Genomic DNA, 18,231 nt, shown 5'->3' with positions numbered 1-18,231 from the left:
CCGACCGCGAGCGCGCCCGCCGCGCCGCGCGCGCCGGCGCCGTCGGCGGCGGTGCCGCAGGCGCCTTCCGTCGTCGCGCACGCGAACGCCACCGCACATATCAACGCGCTCGCTGCCGAAGCCGCGCAACAGGCGCAAGCCACGCAGGACGATCAGGCCGATCTCGATCTCCCGAGCCTCGACGCCAACGAAGCCGCCGCCGGCCGGCGCACATGGCGCCCGGGCGGCGCTCCGTCGTCGGGCGGTGAAACCGATTCCGCCTACGAGCGTTCGAAACTGAATCCGGTGCTGACGTTCGACAACTTCGTCACCGGCAAGGCGAACCAGCTCGCGCGCGCGGCCGCCATTCAGGTCGCCGACAATCCGGGCATTTCGTACAACCCGCTCTTTCTGTATGGCGGCGTGGGTCTCGGCAAGACGCACCTGATTCACGCGATCGGCAATCAGTTGCTGATGGACAAGGCGGGCGCGCGCATCCGCTACATCCACGCGGAACAATATGTATCGGATGTCGTGAAGGCGTATCAGCGCAAGGCGTTCGACGACTTCAAGCGCTATTACCACTCGCTCGATCTGCTGCTCATCGACGATATTCAGTTCTTCTCCGGCAAGTCGCGCACGCAGGAAGAGTTCTTCTACGCCTTCGAGGCGCTCGTCGCGAACAAGGCGCAGGTCATCATCACGAGCGATACGTATCCGAAGGAAATTTCCGGCATCGACGACCGCCTGATCTCGCGCTTCGACTCCGGTCTGACGGTCGCGATCGAGCCGCCCGAGCTGGAAATGCGCGTCGCGATTCTGATGAGGAAGGCGCAGTCCGAGGGCGTGAGCCTTTCGGAGGACGTCGCCTTTTTCGTCGCGAAGCATCTGCGCTCGAACGTGCGCGAACTCGAAGGCGCACTGCGCAAGATCCTCGCGTACTCGAAGTTCCATGGCCGCGACATCACGATCGAGCTGACCAAGGAAGCGCTCAAAGACCTGCTGACGGTGCAGAACCGGCAGATTTCGGTGGAAAACATCCAGAAGACGGTGGCCGATTTTTACAACATCAAGGTCGCCGACATGTACTCGAAAAAGCGGCCGGCCAACATTGCGCGCCCGCGCCAGATCGCGATGTATCTGGCGAAGGAACTGACGCAGAAAAGCCTGCCCGAGATCGGCGAACTGTTCGGCGGGCGCGATCACACGACGGTGCTGCACGCGGTGCGCAAGATCGCGGCCGAGCGCGGCGCGGATGCGCAGTTGAACCACGAACTGCACGTGCTCGAACAGACGTTGAAGGGCTGAACAGCCGATCGGCGCGCCGCGGAGAACGCACGCGTCATTAATTGCGTTCGAGAGCCTATTTTTTGATGAAAACGCCCCCAATTTTAGGGAGCGGTTCCGTTTTGAGGCACAATATAGGTTTAGCCGTCCGTGGCCTGGGCGGCATTCGAGCGCAGTTTTCGCGAGTGACCGGCGGGGGGCCGGCAACGCGTGTTACGAGGTTGTCCGTTGGGCAAATCTGGTGGCGAAACCGGCGGACAGGCCGTCACATCAACGAAGGAACTCTATGCAACTGGTCAAGACCGAACGAGATAATCTTCTAAGGCCGCTGCAAACCGTGAGCGGCATCGTAGAACGCCGCCATACGTTGCCGATCCTCGCAAACTTGCTCATTACCAAGAACGGCGCGGATGTGTCGTTCCTCTCGACCGACCTCGAACTCCAGATCACGACCCGCGCCGATTTCGGCGTCGGCAGCGACCAGGTCGCTACCACGGTCGCCGCGCGCAAGCTGCTCGACATCTTGCGGGCGATGCCTTCGGGCGAAGTGGTGCTGGATCTCTCCGACAAGCGCCTCACGGTGCGTTCCGGCAAGAGCCGTTTCGCGCTGCAGACGCTCGCCGCCGACGAATTTCCCACCGTCAACCAGGCTACTGACTTCGGCGCGAGCCTTTCGGTTCCGCAGAAGACATTCCGCCAGTTGCTCGGCATGGTCTATTTCGCGATGGCCCAGCAGGACATCCGCTACTACCTGAACGGCATGCTGCTCGTGGTGGACGGCGATCAACTGATGGCGGTCGCGACCGACGGCCACCGTCTCGCGTTCTCGTCGATGAAGATCGAAGGCTCGTTCCCGCGCCAGGAAGTGATCATCCCGCGCAAGACGATTCTCGAACTTCAGCGCCTGCTCGAAGACATCGACGATTCCTTGAACATCGACATCGCCGCGACGCAGGTGAAGTTCAGCTTCGGTCAGGTGGAACTCGTGTCGAAGCTCGTCGAGGGCAAGTTCCCCGACTTCCAGCGCGTGATTCCGAAGTCGCACAAGAACTCGTTCGAAATCGGCCGTGAAGAATTGCAGCGTTCGCTGCAGCGCGCGGCGATCCTGACTTCCGACAAATTCAAGGGCGTGCGTTGCCTGGTCGAGCCGGGCCAGCTCAAGATCATGTCGACGAACGCCGACCAGGAAGAGGCGCAGGAAGAACTGGAAATCGCTTATCAGGGCGACACCGTCGATATCGGATTCAACGTCACGTATCTGCTCGATGTGCTCGCGAATCTGAAGGTCGACACGCTCACGGTGAGCCTCGGCGACGCCAATTCCAGCGCGCTCATCACGATTCCCGAGAACGAGGAATTCAAGTACGTGGTGATGCCGATGCGTATCTGACGCACGCAATACCGAGAACACTCCAAGGGGCGGCGCGCCCCTTTGGCGTTTTTAAGGTGTTTTGAAAAGTTCGAGCAGTAACCCAGGCAGTGACGCAGAACCGGAAAATTTCCATGACTGAAAACACAAATTCGCAACCCGACAACAAGCCTGACAACAGCTATGGCGCATCGTCCATTCAGATCCTCGAAGGTCTGGAGGCGGTGCGCAAGCGGCCGGGCATGTACATCGGCGATACGTCGGATGGCACCGGTTTGCATCACCTCGTTTTCGAAGTGCTGGACAACTCCATCGACGAAGCGCTCGCAGGCTATTGCGACGACATTCACGTCGTCATTCACGCGGACAACTCGATTTCCGTGACCGACAACGGCCGCGGCGTGCCGACCGGCCTCAAGCGCGACGACAAGCACGATCCGAAGCGCAGCGCCGCCGAAATCGTGATGACCGAGCTGCACGCGGGCGGCAAGTTCGACCAGAACAGCTACAAGGTGTCGGGCGGCCTGCACGGCGTGGGCGTGTCGTGCGTGAACGCGCTGTCGGAATGGCTGCGCCTCACGGTGCGCCGCGACGGCAAAAAGCACTTCATGGAGTTCGCGCGCGGCGTCGTGCAGAACCGTGAGATCGTCGAGGAAGACGGCGTGCAGTATTCGCCGATGCCCGTCGTTGGCGACACGGAAAATCGCGGCACGGAAGTGCACTTCCTCGCCGACGCGACCATCTTCGGCAATGTCGAATTTCACTACGACATTCTCGCGAAGCGCATGCGCGAGCTTTCGTTCCTGAACAACGGCGTGCGTATCCGCCTGACGGATCAGCGCACCGGCAAGGAAGACGGTTTCGCGTTCGCGGGCGGCGTGAAGGGCTTCGTCGAGTACATCAACAAGGCGAAGCAGGTGCTGCATCCGATCGTGTTCCATGCGGTTGGCGAGCGCGAGAACGTGACCGTCGAAGTGGCGATGCAGTGGAACGACAGCTTCAACGAAAGCGTGCTGTGCTTCACGAACAACATTCCGCAGCGCGACGGCGGCACGCACCTGACCGGTTTGCGCGCGGCGATGACGCGTGTCATCAACAAATACATCGTCGATAACGAGATCGCGAAGAAGGCGAAGGTCGAAACGACCGGCGACGACATGCGCGAGGGTCTGTCGTGCGTGCTGTCGGTGAAGGTGCCGGAGCCGAAGTTCAGCTCGCAGACGAAGGACAAGCTGGTGTCGTCGGAAGTGCGCGCGCCGGTCGAGGAAATCGTCGCGAAGGCGCTGGAAGATTATCTCCAGGAAACGCCGAACGACGCGAAGATCATCACGGGCAAGATCGTCGATGCGGCGCGTGCCCGCGATGCGGCGCGCAAGGCGCGTGAGATGACGCGTCGAAAGGGCGTGCTCGATGGCATCGGCCTGCCGGGCAAGCTCGCGGATTGCCAGGAAAAAGACCCGGCGAAGTCGGAAATTTATATCGTCGAGGGCGACTCGGCGGGCGGATCGGCGAAGCAAGGGCGCGACCGTAAATTCCAGGCTATTTTGCCGTTGCGCGGCAAGGTGCTGAACGTCGAGAAGGCGCGCTTCGACAAGCTGATTTCCTCCGAGCAGATCGTCACGCTGGTGACGGCGCTCGGCTGCGGCATCGGCAAGGACGATTACAACCTCGACAAGCTGCGTTATCACCGCATCATCATCATGACCGACGCGGACGTCGACGGCGCGCACATCCGGACGCTGTTGCTGACGTTCTTTTACCGGCAGATGCCGGAGATCGTCGAGCGCGGCTATATCTATATCGCGCAGCCGCCGCTGTACAAGATCAAGGCGGGGAAGGACGAGCGGTACATGAAGGACGCGCACGAGCTCAATCAGCATATGTTGAAACTCGCGCTGCAAGGCTCCGAACTCGTTCCGAGCGAAGGCGCGGATCCCATTTCCGGCGATGCGTTGGGCGAACTCGCGCGTGCGTATTTGCTTGCGCAGGCGGTTGTGGATCGTCTGAGCCGCATTTACGATGCGGCCGCGCTGGAAGCGGTGATGGATGGCATTGTTATCGATCTGTCGTCGCAGGAAGCGGCCGATGCGTCGGCGAAGCGGCTGGAAGAGCGCTTGCGTGCCGATCCGCTGAAGCCGGAAGTGACCGTCGAAGCGGCTTACGATCAGGTGCGCGAGTTGCGTTCGCTGCATGTCAAGCGGCGTCATCATGGCAACGTGAAGGTCACCGTGCTCGATGAAGACCTCCAGTTGACGGCGGACTACAAGCAACTCGTGTCGACGGCGGATACGTTCAAGGGTTTGATCGGCGAAGGCGCGTTGATCAAGCGCGGCGAGCGGTCGATGGCCGTGACGGACTTCAAGACCGCGATGAAGTGGCTGATCGCGGACGCGGAACGCAATGTTTCGAAGCAGCGCTACAAGGGTCTCGGCGAGATGAACCCCGAGCAGCTTTGGGAAACGACGATGGATCCGAACGTGCGGCGTCTGTTGCGCGTGCAGATCGAAGACGCGATTGCCGCCGATGGCATCTTCACCACGCTCATGGGCGATGATGTCGAACCGCGTAGGGCGTTTATCGAGAGTAATGCGTTGCGGGCGGGGAATATTGATGTTTGAGGTCTGACCCGGCCCGGCTTCTTACAAGCCCGCGATAATCGGCGCTAGACGCGCTGGTCATCGCGGGCTTTTTCTTACCCATCCGCTTCGTCGTTCGCATGACGTCTTCCGACATTCTTCACCGATTCGCCAATCTCAAAGTCTGGCAAAGCGGCGATCTACGCGCGCCACACAAGCCGTTGCTCGTCCTGCTCGCGCTTGGGCTGTACAGTCGCGGCATTCGCGTCGTCTCGTTCAGCGATTACGAAGCGAAACTGTCCGAGTTGTTGCGCGAATTCGCTCCGCAGCGTCGAACGCTTTATCCGGAAATGCCTTTCGTGCGCCTGCGCAACGACAATGTGTGGCAACTTTCTACGAATGCAGGCGATGCCCCGGACATCAGAAACGATTCGACAAAAACAGAATTGAGAAAACGGGGCGCGACAGGACAATTCTCGGATGAAGTCCGGAATCTCTTCGAACGCGACCCGAACTCGTTAAGCGAAGTCGCACGGCTTTTGTTATCGGCGCACTTTCCCGAGAGCATCCACGGCGACATTCTCGATGCCGTCGGCCTCGCTCTCGACGACAGCGCGCAACGGACCGGCCGCCGTCGCGATCCGAACTTCCGTAGCGAAGTGCTCATGGCGTATCAATACCGATGCGCCCTATGCAATCTCGATCTGCGCATTGCCAACATGACGATCGGGCTGGAGGCGGCGCATATCAAATGGCATCAATTCGAAGGCCCGGATGTAGTCGCGAATGGCGTGGCATTGTGCTGCATGCATCACAAGCTGTTCGATATCGGCGCGTTCACGCTGAGTGATGATCGACGTGTGCTCGTGTCGGACAAAGCGCACGGCACGCAGCAGTTCGAAGAAATCCTGCTTCGGCATCACGGAGGACAGATGAATTCGCCGGTGCGAACGGAGCACCATCCCGCACGGGATTTCGTCGCCTGGCATCGCGCGGAAGTGTTCAAGGGCCACGCGCGACCGGTCTAGAGCCAGAGCCCCTTCCGGAAACACGCGCGATGTGGATTCGCGCAGCGCATTACCTCAATTTCAGACACATCTGCTGGCGCACATCGATCGCCCCTCGTTTAATTCGCTCTCTTAAACATCGCTGTGCGCGTTCTTCGCAGGCGAATCCTTGAGGCGTCGATGAAAAAACTAAGTATTGAGATTGGCTTCGCGTGGGTCGTTGCCATGTGTTTGAGCGGCTGTGCCTCCACGGCATCCGATGGGCCGGCTAAAGTCACGGCGCCGGTCCGCGCGCAGGCGCCGTCGTTTTACCCGCCTGCGCCCGTTCCCGCCGCCATCATGCCACCACCCATGGTGAGCCAGAAGCTGGTGCTGCCAGAGGAAAGCCCTCAATATCGACATTACGGCGACAATCCCGTTCAGCAAGTGTCCGCGCATCCACTCACTACGTTCAGTCTGGACATGGATACGGGCAGCTACGCCAACGTAAGGCGTTTCTTGAATCGCGGCGAGTTGCCGCCTGTGGACGGCATTCGTGTCGAGGAGCTGATCAACTATTTTCCGTCCGACGAGACACCGGAAAAACGGCTTGGGCGCTCTCCTTTCGCCGTTGACTACGAGCTTGCGCCTAGTCCGTGGAATCACGACAAAACGCTGCTCCGCGTGAACGTACAGGCGATGAACGAGACAAAAACCTCCATGCCGCCATCGAATCTGGTGTTTCTCGTCGATGTCTCAGGTTCGATGGATCCGCCCGAGCGACTTCCACTCATCAAGTCGTCGTTGAAATTGTTGACTCAACAACTACGCCCGCAAGACGCGGTTTCGCTCGTCACCTACGCGAGCGGCACGGAAGTCGTCCTGCCGCCTACGTCCGCCGCGAATAGAGACATCATCGACGCCGCGATCGACCGGCTGGTGGCGGGAGGGACGACAGCGGGTGCATCGGGTCTGCAACTCGCGTACAAGATGGCGCGACAAGGGTTCATCGCGAATGGCGTCAACCGGGTATTGCTGGCCACGGATGGCGACTTCAACGTCGGCGTGACGAGCACTCAGGCGCTCGTCGACATGATCAAGCACGAACGCGATTCTGGCGTAACGCTTTCGACGCTGGGCGTGGGCGATAGCGACTACAAAGACGCCATGATGGTTCAGATCGCCGATGCCGGTAACGGAAACTACAGCTATATCGACACGTTGTCAGAAGCGGATAAGGTGCTTCGGGACGAAATGCGGTCGACGCTGGTCACTGTCGCGAAGGATGTGAAGGCGCAGATCGAATTCAACCCTTCTGAGGTGCTCGAATATCGGCAGATCGGTTATGAGAAGCGGCAACTGAACAACGAAGATTTCAACAACGATCAGGTCGATGCCGGCGATATCGGTGCGGGCAAGCGAGTCACCGTGCTCTATGAATTGACACTCAAGGGACAGAAGCCAAGCGTCGATCAGTCGCGGTATCAAGCGGTCAAGGAGGATTCCAACCCAACTTCGATTCCGAAGTTTTCGGAGCTTGCTTTCATCAAGCTTCGTTGGAAGGCGCCGGGAGGCAAGATTAGCGAATTGGCGTCCACGCCCATCGGCAAGTCCGCTCTCCGTTCGTCGTTCGACAGCGCTTCCAGCGAGACACGCTTTCTTGCGGCAGTGGCTGCGTACGGTCAGAAGCTGCGCGGCAATCCTGCACTCGCGTCCACCACGTGGCCTGCCATCGCCGCATGGGCCAATGATGCCAAAGGACGTGACAACTTCGGTTATCGCGCGGAATTCGTGCGCCTGGTGCGGCTTGCCGGATCGCTTTCGAAGGACGAGCAAGCGGCACGATGACCACGCGATTCAAGTCATGAGCGGCGCGTAGCGAATCGACGTGAATCGCCCGAGCGTCCCAACAAGTTCAACGCTCGGGCGAGCCGGCCGCCTTCAACGGCAACCAAATCTCCGTCACCAGATCCGCTGGCGCCGTTTCCCTCGGATCATTGACGTAAATCTCGAACACCGGCGACTCGCCCGTTTCCCGACCGGAAGCAGGCAGCCATTCGCCGTACAACCACTGATACGCAAAACAAAGCTGCGCATACGGCCCGACATGCGTCAGCACGGCAAACTCGCCGCCCGCGACTTCCACGCGCGAAACCGGCGCTTCGAACTTCACGGCGTCCGGTTCGAACAACTCGCAGCACGCCATCGAACGCAAATCGTCTTCTGCGACGGCGGCGGGATCGTCGAAATAAATGCCGAGCGAGCGCGCGCGAGGATCCACCAACTCGCGCACCGCGAGCCAATGAAACAGCATTTCGAACGCCCGCCCGATGTTCATATACGACCCGCGATGCTCCATCGCGGCGACCGTGAAACCATTCTGGGTGCGAATATCGACTTGATGCATCGCCGTATCTCCTGATCGAACTTCATCGAAAGGAACAAACATCGAAGCGCCGCCTTCGTTGCGAAACTGCCCCGGCGCCATCCGGTAACTCGCCTGAAACGCCCTCGAAAATGCCTGCACGCTGCCATATCCGGCGCGCTCGGCGATGGAATCGATGGGTACCGCGCCATGCACGAGCTCATTCGCCGCCCGATGCAGCCGCAAGCGCCGCACGGTCGCCGCCGCCGTTTCCCCATAAAACGCGTGATAAATCCGGTGCCAGTGATACGGCGACAAACAAGCCACCTCCGCAAGCCGATTCAGATCGAGCGCATCGTCGAGATGATCGTGGATATACGCGACCACGCGCGCGAGCCGCGTTTCATAAGGCTTCTCGCTCATCGCCAGCTCCGGAAGGAAAGAAAACTCGATGAAATAAAAGTAGCACGACCCGCTTTAGCATTTCTTGCGGACTTGCGCGGACCGCGTCGACACGAGACACGCGTACACTTTCGCCTTTGAGCGCACGAACGCGCCACGAACCAGAGAAATACGAACATGTTCACCTGTCGAAACCAGTCCTGCGGCGCAGAGTGGGAATTATCGGATGTCGTCATCAAAAATGAAGGCCAAGGCCTGCTGTTCCGCTGTCCGATGTGCGGCGCGCGCAACTACGTGAAGCGCACCGACGCCGACGACGGCACGGCCACCTACGACCAGATCACGGAAATCCCGCCGCCCGGAACACGCTGAAATCATGACCACCGAAACTTCATTCAGCAGCCTGCCGCTCTCGCCGGCGATGCAGTCGAATCTGCAGCAACTCGGCTATCTGTCGATGACGCCGATCCAGGCCGCGAGCCTGCCGCCCGCGCTCGCGGGCCACGATCTCATCGCGCAGGCGAAAACGGGCAGCGGCAAGACCGCCGCGTTCACGCTCCCGCTGCTCGACCGGCTCGACGCGAAACAGTTCGCGGTGCAGGCGCTCGTTCTCTGCCCGACGCGCGAACTCGCGGATCAGGTCACGCAGGAAATCCGCCGCCTCGCGCGCGCGGAAGAGAACGTGAAAGTGCTGACGCTGTGCGGCGGCACGCCGATGCGCCCGCAGATCGCGAGCCTGGAACACGGCGCGCATATCGTCGTGGGAACGCCTGGCCGCATCATGGATCATCTCGACCGCGCCACGCTCTCGCTCGACGCCGTGCGCACGCTCGTCCTCGACGAAGCCGACCGCATGCTCGACATGGGCTTCTTCGACGACATCGCGTCAGTCGCGCGCAAGTGTCCGAAGGATCGGCAGACCTTGCTGTTCTCGGCGACTTATCCCGAGGGCATCGCGAAACTGAGCCAGCAATTTCTGCGCAATCCGCGCGAGATCAAGCTCACCGAGCAGCATAGCAACGCGAAAATCAAGCAGCGCTTCTATCAGGTCGAGGATCACGAGCGGCTGCACGCGGTCGGCCTGCTGCTCGATCACTATCGGCCGGTGAGCACGCTCGCGTTCTGCAACACGAAGCAGCAATGCCGCGATCTGCTCGACGTGCTGCTCGCACAAGGCTTCGAAGCGCTGACGCTGCACGGCGAGCTGGAGCAACGCGAACGCGATCAGGTGCTCGTGCAGTTCGCCAATCGCAGTTGCTCGGTGCTCGTCGCAACCGATGTCGCCGCGCGCGGTCTCGACATCGCGCAACTGGAAGCGGTCATCAACGTCGATGTGACGCCGGATCCGGAAGTGCATGTGCATCGCATCGGCCGCACGGGACGCGGCGAGGAGGAAGGCTGGGCGCTGTCGCTCGCGAGCATGGACGAGATGGGGCGCGTCGGCTCGATCGAACAGGCGCAGCGCGCGGAAGTGGAATGGCATCCGCTGGACGAGCTGACTTCGGCGGAACCGGGTCATCTGAAGCCGCCGATGGCGACGCTGCAAATTCTCGGCGGCCGCAAGGACAAGATCCGTCCCGGCGACGTGCTCGGCGCGCTCACCGGCGAAGCGGGCTTCGACGGCAAGCAGATCGGCAAGATCAACGTGATGGACATGGTCACGTACGTGGCCGTCGAGCGAAACGTCGCGGACGACGCGGTGCGCAAGCTCGGCGCGGGAAAGCTCAAGGGCCGCAAGGTGAAAGTGCGGCGGATGTGAGCGCGCTCACGCCTCGCGCGACGGCCCTCCGACCACCCGCTCGGACGACGGCTTGCGCGTCACCAGCCGCAATCCGCTCGCGATACTGCCCGCGCCCGCGAACGCCGCGCCCAGCGACAACGCGAGCGCCGGGCCATGCTTTCCGGCGATGCTGAAACACAACGCGACGAGCGCCGCGCCCGTCGCCTGTCCGATCAAGCGCGACGTCGCGATCACGCCGCTCGCGCCACCGCTCCGTTCGCGCGGGGCGCTCGACATGAACGCCTTCAGATTCGGCGACTGAAAGAAGCCGAAGCCCGCGCCGCAGATCGCCATGCGGATGCAGATTTCCAGCGCATGGGGCTGCGCCGGCAGCATCGCAAGCGAGACCATCCCGACGCATAGAATCGCCAGCCCGACGCCGCCCAGAAGGCCGGGCGCGTGACGATCGGAGAGGCGTCCGGCGATCGGCGCCATCAACGCGACGAGCGCGGACCACGGCGTCATCAGAAATCCCGTTTCGACCTGGCTGCGGCCCAGCACGCTTTCGAAGAAAAATGGCAGCGATACGAACGCGAGTCCTTGCGCGGCGAACGAGCAGATGGCGGTCATCGTCGAGAGCGCGAACATCGGACGGCGAAAGAGATCGACGGGCAGCATCGGCGCGGGATGGCCGCGTTCGCGTCGCAGCAGAAGAACGCCGGCGACGAGCGTGACGCCGAACGCCGTCAGCACCGTATGAGCCGGAGCGCGCTGGGCGGCTTCGCCGAGCGCGAAGATCAGCGACGCGAAGGTGACGACGTTGAGCAGGGCCGCGACGCGATCGAAGCCGTGTTCGGCGCGCTTTGTCTGCGGCAGCGACGGCCACGCGATCATCAGCGCGAACACGCCGACGGGCAGGTTGACCGCGAAGAGCCACGGCCAGGTGCCGAGCGAGAGCACGATCGACGCGACCGTCGGCCCGACTGCGAATGCAATGCCGACGACGAGCGCATTCAGCCCGACGCCGCGGCCCAGCCGGTGCGGCGGAAAGATCGCGCTGATGAGCGCCGCGTTGACGCTCATGATCGCGCTCGCGCCGAGCCCTTGCAGCAGACGCGCGGCGACGAGCGTCGGCAACGACCACGAGAAGGCGCACACCGCCGACGCGACGAGAAACACGACGAGCCCGCCGAGATACACGCGCCGATGCCCGAGAATGCCGCCGAGCGCGGCCAGGGGAAGCAGCGTCGCGACCATCGCGAGCTGATAGGCGTTGATGATCCAGACGGAAGCGGCGGGCGTGGTATGCAGATCGGCGGCGATGGCGGGCAGCGCGGTGTTGGCGATCGCGGTATCGAGCGTCGCGAGCGCGACCGAGAGCAGGATCGCGGCCATGCCGCGGCGCTCGAGCGGGGTCATCGGGGCGTCGGGGTCGCGCGGTGCGTTCTGGGGGCGTTCTTCGGTAGGCACGGCGGAGATTCGGATGTAAGCGGACGGAGAATAATCCGAAACGATACGGGAAGATGACGGATTTCGCTGCGAGGACGCGCGGGAGCTTTCAAAGTGTTGTCGGCGGTTATGCTTTTGTGGACAAGGAGAAAGTTGATGGCGATTCGAATCGTGAGACTTGGCACCCCGCGCGCGGAAAACGAGGGATTGCGCATCGGCACGGTGCGACGGCCGCCGCGCGGGGTGCCGAAGGCTGATTTCGCGAAGCGCGATTTTTATGACGTGTGGTATCCGGTGCTTTCGCCGACGCAGGATTTGGTCGCGGAAGCGCTTCACGCCGAGGACGACAAGGCGTGGCGCGCGTTCGTGAAGAAATTCAAGGCGCAGATGGCGCAGCCGGATGCGAGCAAGACGCTTGACCTGCTCGCGGCGCTATCGCATCGGACGAATATGTCGGTGGGGTGTTATTGCGAGGATGAAGCGCGGTGTCATCGCTCGGTGCTGCGGGAGTTGCTGGCGGCGCGGGGGGCGGAGGTGATTTGACGCGGAAATGAAAAAGGGCTGCGCGGTTGCGCAGCCCTTTGAATCTGGTGGTGGGGCGTGAGTGACTCGAACACTCGACCTACGGATTAAGAGTCCGCTGCTCTACCAACTGAGCTAACGCCCCAACAGAAGCGAAATTATAGCGGGTTCTTTTGCAGAAGCACAAGCCCCCGCGCGAAAAAATTCGTAGATTTCCGACGAATCCTTCCAGTCGGCGCATCCGCGCGTCACTTCCGGCCCGGTATCATGACGCATCCCCAGGAAACGCAACCATGGACGAAACCGCCATCAGCGCCTTGCTCGACAGCATCCTCGCCCCGTGGGTCAAGGAGTTGCGACTCGTGCCCGAAACGATCGCCGAGAATGCCGTCACGCTGCGTTTGCCGTATTCGGATCACTTGCGTCACGCGGGCGGCGTCATCTGTGGGCAGGTTTTCATGGCCGCCGCCGATACCGCGATGGTCGTCGCCGTCTCGCACGTCATGGGCGGCTTCTCGCCGATGACCACCGTGTCGCTCAACACGACCTTCATGCGCCCCGTAAAAACCGGCGACGTGCTGATCACCGCCTGCATCCAGCGTCGCGGCCGCAACCTCGTCTTCGGCGAAATCGACATGCACGACGACCAGGGCGAACTCGCCGCTCACGCGACAACCACCTACGCGCTCATCAACAAGTAAATGTTCGACCAAGTCGTATTCGCTGGCGGCGGCAACCGATGTTGGTGGCAAGCCGGTTTCTGGGACGTCATCCGGCCGGAACTGAATCTCACGCCGCGCATCATCACGGGGATATCGGCGGGGGCGGCCACCGCCTGCATGCTCTACACGAACGAGTCGCGCTGGGTCATGGACTACTACGCCCACGCGCTGCGCGACAACACGCGAAACGCCTACTGGGGCAACCTGCTGCGCGGACAATCCGTGTTTCCGCATTACCGCATCTATCGGCGAGCGCTGCTCGACATCTTCGCGGATCGTTTCCACGAACTTACGAAGGCGCCCGAAATTCGCATCGGCGTGTCGCATCTGCCGCGCTGGCTCGGCGCGCGCAGCGCGGTCGCGGCGGGGCTGATCGCGTACAACATCGAGAAATATGTCCGCAAGACGCTGCATCCGACGCTCGGGCAGGCGCTCGGTTTTCATCCCGAGTTCGTGAAAGCGCAGGAATGCGCGACGGTCGAAGATCTCGCCGATCTCATTCTGCAATCGTCGAGCACGCCGCCGTTCACGCCGATCCTGCGACGCAACGGCCGTCCCGTCCTCGACGGCGGCATGGTCGACAACGTCCCGGTCGCCGCGCTCGATGCCTCGCCGGGTCTCGTCCTCGTGATGGTCACGCGTCTCTACCCGCGCGAGCGCATGTTCGTCGTGCCGCACGGCGAGCAGAGGCGCATCTATATCCAGCCATCGCGCAAGGTGCCGATTTCGAGCTGGGACTATACGAGCCCGTCCCAGATGCAACATGCTTATGATCTGGGCCGCGCGGACGGCGAGGATTTTCTCGAACGCCTTCCGCGTCTGATGGAAACCGCTTCGCATCCCGCTTGAGGAGCAGACCGTGACGAAGAAGCACACATACGAACTGACCGTCGACTGGACGGGCAATCTCGGTTCCGGCACTTCGGCTTACGACGCGTACTCGCGAGATCATCTCGTGCGCATCGGCGCGAAGACCGCGATCGAGGCGTCGAGCGATCCGGCATTTCGTGGCGATCCGGCGCGCCACAATCCGGAGGAGTTGTTCGTGGCGTCGGTGTCGTCGTGCCACATGCTCTGGTATTTGCACCTGTGCGCGACGAACGAGGTCGTCGTGACGGGTTATGTCGATGAAGCCATCGGCACGATGCAGGAAGAGTCGAAGGGCGACGGGCGCTTCGTCGATGTGCTGCTGCGCCCGCGCGTGACTATCGGCGCGGGCGGCGACGCCGATCTCGCCGCGCGTCTGCACGAGGACGCGCACCGTTTCTGTTTCATCGCCAACTCGGTGAATTTTCCGGTGCGCTGCGAGCCATCGATCGAGATATCGACCGTCTGAATCTGGCGCCGAAGCTCAACGCCGGCGCACGTGCTGAAGCGCTTCTTTATTGAAAACGCTCGACGTGTCGCCCGCATTGAACGCGAGGATGTTCCTGAACGCCGCGCCGAAATACAGTTCGTAGCTCTCGCGCTCCACATAGCCGATGTGCGGCGTGCAGATCACGTTCTCGAGACGCAGCAGGCCGTAGCCTTGCAGAATCGGCTCGCTCTCGAAGACATCGACGGCAACCATGCCCGGCCGGTTGTGATGCAGCGAATTGAGCAGCGCGTTCTCTTCGAGCAGTTCTGCGCGGCTCGTGTTGACGAAAAGCGCGGTCGGCTTCATGCGCATCAGATCGTCCTGTTTGACGATGCCGAGCGTTTCATCGGTCAGACGCAGATGCAGCGTCAGCACGTCGCTTTGCTCGAACAGTGCCTCGCGGCTTTCGGCGACAGCGAAGCCATCTTCGCGCGCCGCGCTTTGCGAATGCTCGCGGCCGTAGACGAGCACGTTCATGCCGAACGCCTTGCCGTAACCTGCCACCAGTTTGCCGATCTTGCCGTAGCCCCAGATGCCGAGCGTTTGTCCGCGCAGCACCTGACCGAGACCGAAATTCGGCGGCAGCGCGGACGTCTTCAGCCCCGACTGCTGCCACGCGCCTTGCTTCAGGTTCGCGACGTATTGCGGAATGCGCCGCTGCGCCGACATGATGAGCGCCCACGTCAGTTCCGCAGGCGCGACCGGCGAGCCCGTGCCCTCCAGCACCGCAATGCCGCGTTCCGTACAGGCATCGACATCGATATGACCGCCGCCTGCGCGCCCTGTCTGGCTGATCATGCGCAGTTTCGGGCATTTATCGAGCAATTGAGAGCTGATGCGCGTGCGTTCGCGAATCAGCACGAGCGCATCCACCTCCGCCAGCCTGCTGGCCAACTGCCCGAGACCACGCACCGTGTTGTTGAAGACCTTGACCTCATGGTCATCGAGCAAATGGAAACAATCGAGCTTCCGTACGGCATCCTGGTAGTCGTCGAGAATGGCGATTTTCATGGGCATTGATTGGCTTTTGTTAGGCATCAAACGTGCTGCTTTTTTTTGGAGGGCGAGAATGGAGTACTTAAATTCGGGTAAATACCGATAAATTGCGCTCTATTCCGCTTTATCGCGCCGCATCACATCGTTCACGCACGGCGGTGTTATGCTTGACTCCCCATTTTTCGGGAGCATCATACGTCCGCGCCAATAAAGAAGGATATTCAGCGCAAGTAGCGGAAAACACGATGATCCGCGAAGAGACAGGCCACTTAGTATCTCTTTTTAACAGTTTGTTCCTTTGTGACGCAAGCCGCGAACGTTATGGTTTGCATGTAAAGAATTCAGGCCCGTTGACGTCGCATTGGCTCGCGAACCGCATTTCGTGCGATGAAAGCGCGTTAAAGAAGCGCACGAAAGCGCCCGGCGGTTCGAGTCGCAAACGCCTCTCGCATGCAGCGTCAGTTGGGCGACCGGTTTTCATTGCAAGAACGGAGACAGCTCGATGAACCAGCCCGCAGTAGTCGAAGACAACAATAAAAGTGCCGTCGATATCGAAGCGCCGGCCTATGTCCGGCACCGAAGACTCGTCGAATGGGTTCAGCAGGTCGCGGCCCTGACAAAGCCGGATCGCATCGAATGGTGCGACGGTTCGCAGGAAGAATACGACCGGCTCTGCCAGCAGATGGTCGAAGCCGGCACGATGAAGAAGCTCAACCCCGAGAAGCGCCCGAATTCCTTCCTCGCATGCTCCGATCCCTCGGACGTGGCGCGCGTCGAAGACCGCACGTTCATCTGCTCGCAGCGCCGCGAGGATGCCGGCCCGACGAACAACTGGATCGATCCGCAGGATATGCGCGTCACGCTCGACGGCCTCTTCGACGGCTCGATGCGCGGCCGCACGATGTACGTCGTGCCGTTTTCGATGGGTCCGCTCGGCTCGCCGATCGCGCATATCGGCGTCGAATTGTCGGACAGCCCGTACGTCGTGACGAACATGCGCATCATGACGCGCATGGGCCGCGCCGTGTACGACGTGCTCGGCACGGACGGCGAGTTCGTGCCGTGCGTGCATTCGGTCGGCGCGCCGCTCGCCGATGGCCGCAAGGACGTGCCCTGGCCGTGCAACGACACGAAGTACATCGTTCATTTTCCGGAATCGCGTGAAATCTGGAGCTTCGGCTCCGGCTATGGCGGCAACGCGCTGCTCGGCAAGAAGTGTTTCGCGCTGCGCATCGCGTCGACCATGGGCCGCGACGAAGGCTGGCTCGCCGAGCACATGCTGATTCTCGGCGTGACATCGCCGCAAGGGCGCAAATATCACGTCGCGGCGGCGTTTCCGTCGGCGTGCGGCAAGACCAATTTCGCGATGCTGATCCCGCCGAGCGATCTCGACGGCTGGAAAGTGACGACGATCGGCGACGACATCGCGTGGATCAAACCGGGCCACGACGGCCGTCTCTACGCGATCAATCCGGAAGCTGGTTATTTCGGCGTGGCGCCCGGCACCAGCGAAAAGACCAACTTCAATGCCATGGCGACGCTGAAGGAGAACGTGATTTTCACCAACGTCGCACTGACCGACGACGGCGATGTCTGGTGGGAAGGCATGAGCGACGCGCCGCCCGCGCATCTGATCGACTGGCAGGGCCGCGACTGGACGCCGGAAATCGCGAAGGAGACGGGCGCGAAAGCCGCGCATCCGAACGCGCGCTTCACGGCGCCGGCGTCGCAGTGTCCGTCGATCGATCCGGACTGGGAAAACCCGGCCGGCGTGCCGATCGACGCGTTCATCTTCGGCGGACGCCGCTCGAACACCGTGCCGCTCGTCACCGAAGCGCGCGACTGGAACGAAGGCGTCTACATGGCCGCCACCATGGGCTCCGAAACCACGGCCGCCGCCGCGGGGCAGCAGGGCGTCGTGCGCCGCGACCCGTTTGCGATGTTGCCGTTCTGCGGCTACAACATGGCCGATTATTTCGGCCATTGGCTGAAAATGGGCGAGCGTCTCGAAGCGATGGACGCGACCGTGCCGAAGTTCTTCTGCGTCAACTGGTTCCGCAAGGGCGACGACGGCAAGTTCGTGTGGCCGGGCTTCGGCGAGAACATGCGCGTGCTGAACTGGATGATCGGCCGCATCGAGGGCACGGCGAAGGGCGAAGAGCACGCGTTCGGCATTTCGCCGGGTTACGAGGACATCGACTGGGGCGCGCTCGGTTTCACGCGGGAGCAGTTCGAGCAGGTCATATCGGTCAACGACGCCGCCTGGCGCGACGAACTCGCCCTGCACGACGAGCTTTTCACGAAACTCAAGCACGGTTTGCCGGAAGCGCTGACCAAAGCCAAGGCCGGAATGGAGAAACGCCTGGCTGCATGAGCGAGTCGCCCGCGACATTCCGCGCGGGCTTTGTCTCATAAACTGAATCAATCCCCAAATTTCGGGCCCGCATCGTCGGGCCCGATTTTTTGATCGCCTACGCCGTCAAAATTAGCGTGGCCAGTAT

Annotated in this window: 15 protein-coding genes and 1 tRNA gene; 12 read left to right on the top strand and 4 right to left on the bottom strand. The window is 61.6% G+C overall.

Annotation, left to right across the window (positions count from 1 at the left end; genetic code table 11):
• The 5 genes from dnaA to NOV72_RS24245 all read left to right on the top strand — a co-directional run.
• Positions 1–1,287, top strand: a 1,287-nt coding sequence (gene dnaA, locus NOV72_RS24270) for a chromosomal replication initiator protein DnaA (protein WP_245933135.1), incomplete at its 5' end; no start/stop codon positions are given.
• Positions 1,288–1,552: 265 nt separating this feature from the next.
• Entirely contained in the window at positions 1,553–2,656 is a 1,104-nt protein-coding gene (dnaN, locus tag NOV72_RS24265) for a DNA polymerase III subunit beta (RefSeq protein WP_106857093.1), read from the top strand.
• A gap of 113 nt (positions 2,657–2,769) precedes the next feature.
• Positions 2,770–5,253 (top strand): DNA topoisomerase (ATP-hydrolyzing) subunit B, encoded by a 2,484-nt coding sequence (gene gyrB, locus NOV72_RS24255; RefSeq protein WP_106857092.1) that lies wholly within the window; start codon positions 2,770–2,772, stop codon positions 5,251–5,253.
• A 98-nt stretch (positions 5,254–5,351) separates the two neighbouring features.
• On the top strand, positions 5,352–6,239 hold the full coding sequence (locus NOV72_RS24250; RefSeq protein WP_106857091.1) for a phosphorothioated DNA-binding restriction endonuclease: 888 nt from the start codon (positions 5,352–5,354) through the stop codon (positions 6,237–6,239).
• 159 nt (positions 6,240–6,398) lie between these two features.
• Complete coding sequence (locus NOV72_RS24245; RefSeq protein WP_106857090.1) at positions 6,399–8,045, top strand: vWA domain-containing protein; 1,647 nt, start codon at positions 6,399–6,401, stop codon at positions 8,043–8,045.
• 67 nt (positions 8,046–8,112) lie between these two features.
• On the opposite strand, the gene NOV72_RS24240 is transcribed toward NOV72_RS24245, so the two are convergent.
• Positions 8,113–8,985 (bottom strand): AraC family transcriptional regulator, encoded by an 873-nt coding sequence (locus NOV72_RS24240; protein WP_106857089.1) that lies wholly within the window; start codon positions 8,983–8,985, stop codon positions 8,113–8,115.
• Between the two features lie 156 nt (positions 8,986–9,141).
• Here NOV72_RS24240 and NOV72_RS24235 point away from each other — a divergent pair, with 156 nt between their 5' ends.
• Positions 9,142–9,336, top strand: a complete 195-nt coding sequence (locus tag NOV72_RS24235; protein WP_106857088.1) for a hypothetical protein — start codon at positions 9,142–9,144, stop codon at positions 9,334–9,336.
• Between the two features lie 4 nt (positions 9,337–9,340).
• On the top strand, positions 9,341–10,723 hold the full coding sequence (gene dbpA, locus NOV72_RS24230; protein ID WP_106857087.1) for an ATP-dependent RNA helicase DbpA: 1,383 nt from the start codon (positions 9,341–9,343) through the stop codon (positions 10,721–10,723).
• A 6-nt stretch (positions 10,724–10,729) separates the two neighbouring features.
• On the opposite strand, the gene NOV72_RS24225 is transcribed toward dbpA, so the two are convergent.
• On the bottom strand, positions 10,730–12,103 hold the full coding sequence (locus NOV72_RS24225; RefSeq protein WP_106857086.1) for an MFS transporter: 1,374 nt from the start codon (positions 12,101–12,103) through the stop codon (positions 10,730–10,732).
• Positions 12,104–12,289: 186 nt separating this feature from the next.
• Here NOV72_RS24225 and NOV72_RS24220 point away from each other — a divergent pair, with 186 nt between their 5' ends.
• Positions 12,290–12,676, top strand: a complete 387-nt coding sequence (locus NOV72_RS24220; RefSeq protein ID WP_106857085.1) for a DUF488 domain-containing protein — start codon at positions 12,290–12,292, stop codon at positions 12,674–12,676.
• A 48-nt stretch (positions 12,677–12,724) separates the two neighbouring features.
• On the opposite strand, the gene NOV72_RS24215 is transcribed toward NOV72_RS24220, so the two are convergent.
• A tRNA-Lys gene (locus NOV72_RS24215) sits at positions 12,725–12,800 on the bottom strand.
• A gap of 148 nt (positions 12,801–12,948) precedes the next feature.
• Here NOV72_RS24215 and NOV72_RS24210 point away from each other — a divergent pair.
• The 3 genes from NOV72_RS24210 to NOV72_RS24200 are packed head-to-tail and all read left to right on the top strand — an operon-like array spanning position 12,949 to position 14,713.
• Positions 12,949–13,356 carry a PaaI family thioesterase gene (locus tag NOV72_RS24210; protein ID WP_106857084.1) on the top strand — a complete coding sequence of 136 codons (408 nt, stop codon included), beginning with the start codon at positions 12,949–12,951 and terminating at the stop codon, positions 13,354–13,356.
• Positions 13,357–14,226, top strand: a complete 870-nt coding sequence (locus tag NOV72_RS24205; RefSeq protein ID WP_106857083.1) for a patatin-like phospholipase family protein — start codon at positions 13,357–13,359, stop codon at positions 14,224–14,226.
• Between the two features lie 10 nt (positions 14,227–14,236).
• On the top strand, positions 14,237–14,713 hold the full coding sequence (locus NOV72_RS24200; RefSeq protein ID WP_106857082.1) for an OsmC family protein: 477 nt from the start codon (positions 14,237–14,239) through the stop codon (positions 14,711–14,713).
• Positions 14,714–14,728: 15 nt separating this feature from the next.
• Here NOV72_RS24200 and NOV72_RS24195 read toward each other — a convergent pair whose 3' ends face one another.
• Entirely contained in the window at positions 14,729–15,745 is a 1,017-nt protein-coding gene (locus tag NOV72_RS24195) for a D-2-hydroxyacid dehydrogenase family protein (RefSeq protein ID WP_106857081.1), read from the bottom strand.
• A 487-nt stretch (positions 15,746–16,232) separates the two neighbouring features.
• Between NOV72_RS24195 and NOV72_RS24190 the strand changes: the two genes are divergently transcribed.
• Positions 16,233–18,104, top strand: coding sequence for a phosphoenolpyruvate carboxykinase (GTP) (locus NOV72_RS24190; RefSeq protein ID WP_106857080.1), 1,872 nt, complete (start codon positions 16,233–16,235; stop codon positions 18,102–18,104).
• The last annotated feature ends 127 nt before the right edge of the window (positions 18,105–18,231 follow it).

It is taken from the genome of Caballeronia novacaledonica, from assembly GCF_900258035.1.
GTDB classification, from domain to species: domain Bacteria; phylum Pseudomonadota; class Gammaproteobacteria; order Burkholderiales; family Burkholderiaceae; genus Caballeronia; species Caballeronia novacaledonica.
The sequence above is the reverse complement of the archived record's forward strand: the minus strand, read 5'-3'. Positions and strand labels throughout refer to the sequence as shown.

Bases quoted from the DNA above. Each gene is read 5' to 3' on its own strand.
- NOV72_RS24190 (WP_106857080.1), top strand. From the start codon at position 16,233: ATGAACCAGCCCGCAGTAGTCGAAGACAACAATAAAAGTGCCGTCGAT.
- NOV72_RS24225 (WP_106857086.1), bottom strand. From the start codon at position 12,103: ATGACCCCGCTCGAGCGCCGCGGCATGGCCGCGATCCTGCTCTCGGTC.
- NOV72_RS24235 (WP_106857088.1), top strand. From the start codon at position 9,142: ATGTTCACCTGTCGAAACCAGTCCTGCGGCGCAGAGTGGGAATTATCG.
- NOV72_RS24250 (WP_106857091.1), top strand. From the start codon at position 5,352: ATGACGTCTTCCGACATTCTTCACCGATTCGCCAATCTCAAAGTCTGG.
- NOV72_RS24220 (WP_106857085.1), top strand. From the start codon at position 12,290: ATGGCGATTCGAATCGTGAGACTTGGCACCCCGCGCGCGGAAAACGAG.
- NOV72_RS24240 (WP_106857089.1), bottom strand. From the start codon at position 8,985: ATGAGCGAGAAGCCTTATGAAACGCGGCTCGCGCGCGTGGTCGCGTAT.
- gyrB (WP_106857092.1), top strand. From the start codon at position 2,770: ATGACTGAAAACACAAATTCGCAACCCGACAACAAGCCTGACAACAGC.
- NOV72_RS24245 (WP_106857090.1), top strand. From the start codon at position 6,399: ATGAAAAAACTAAGTATTGAGATTGGCTTCGCGTGGGTCGTTGCCATG.
- dbpA (WP_106857087.1), top strand. From the start codon at position 9,341: ATGACCACCGAAACTTCATTCAGCAGCCTGCCGCTCTCGCCGGCGATG.
- NOV72_RS24195 (WP_106857081.1), bottom strand. From the start codon at position 15,745: ATGAAAATCGCCATTCTCGACGACTACCAGGATGCCGTACGGAAGCTC.
- dnaN (WP_106857093.1), top strand. From the start codon at position 1,553: ATGCAACTGGTCAAGACCGAACGAGATAATCTTCTAAGGCCGCTGCAA.
- NOV72_RS24205 (WP_106857083.1), top strand. From the start codon at position 13,357: ATGTTCGACCAAGTCGTATTCGCTGGCGGCGGCAACCGATGTTGGTGG.
- NOV72_RS24210 (WP_106857084.1), top strand. From the start codon at position 12,949: ATGGACGAAACCGCCATCAGCGCCTTGCTCGACAGCATCCTCGCCCCG.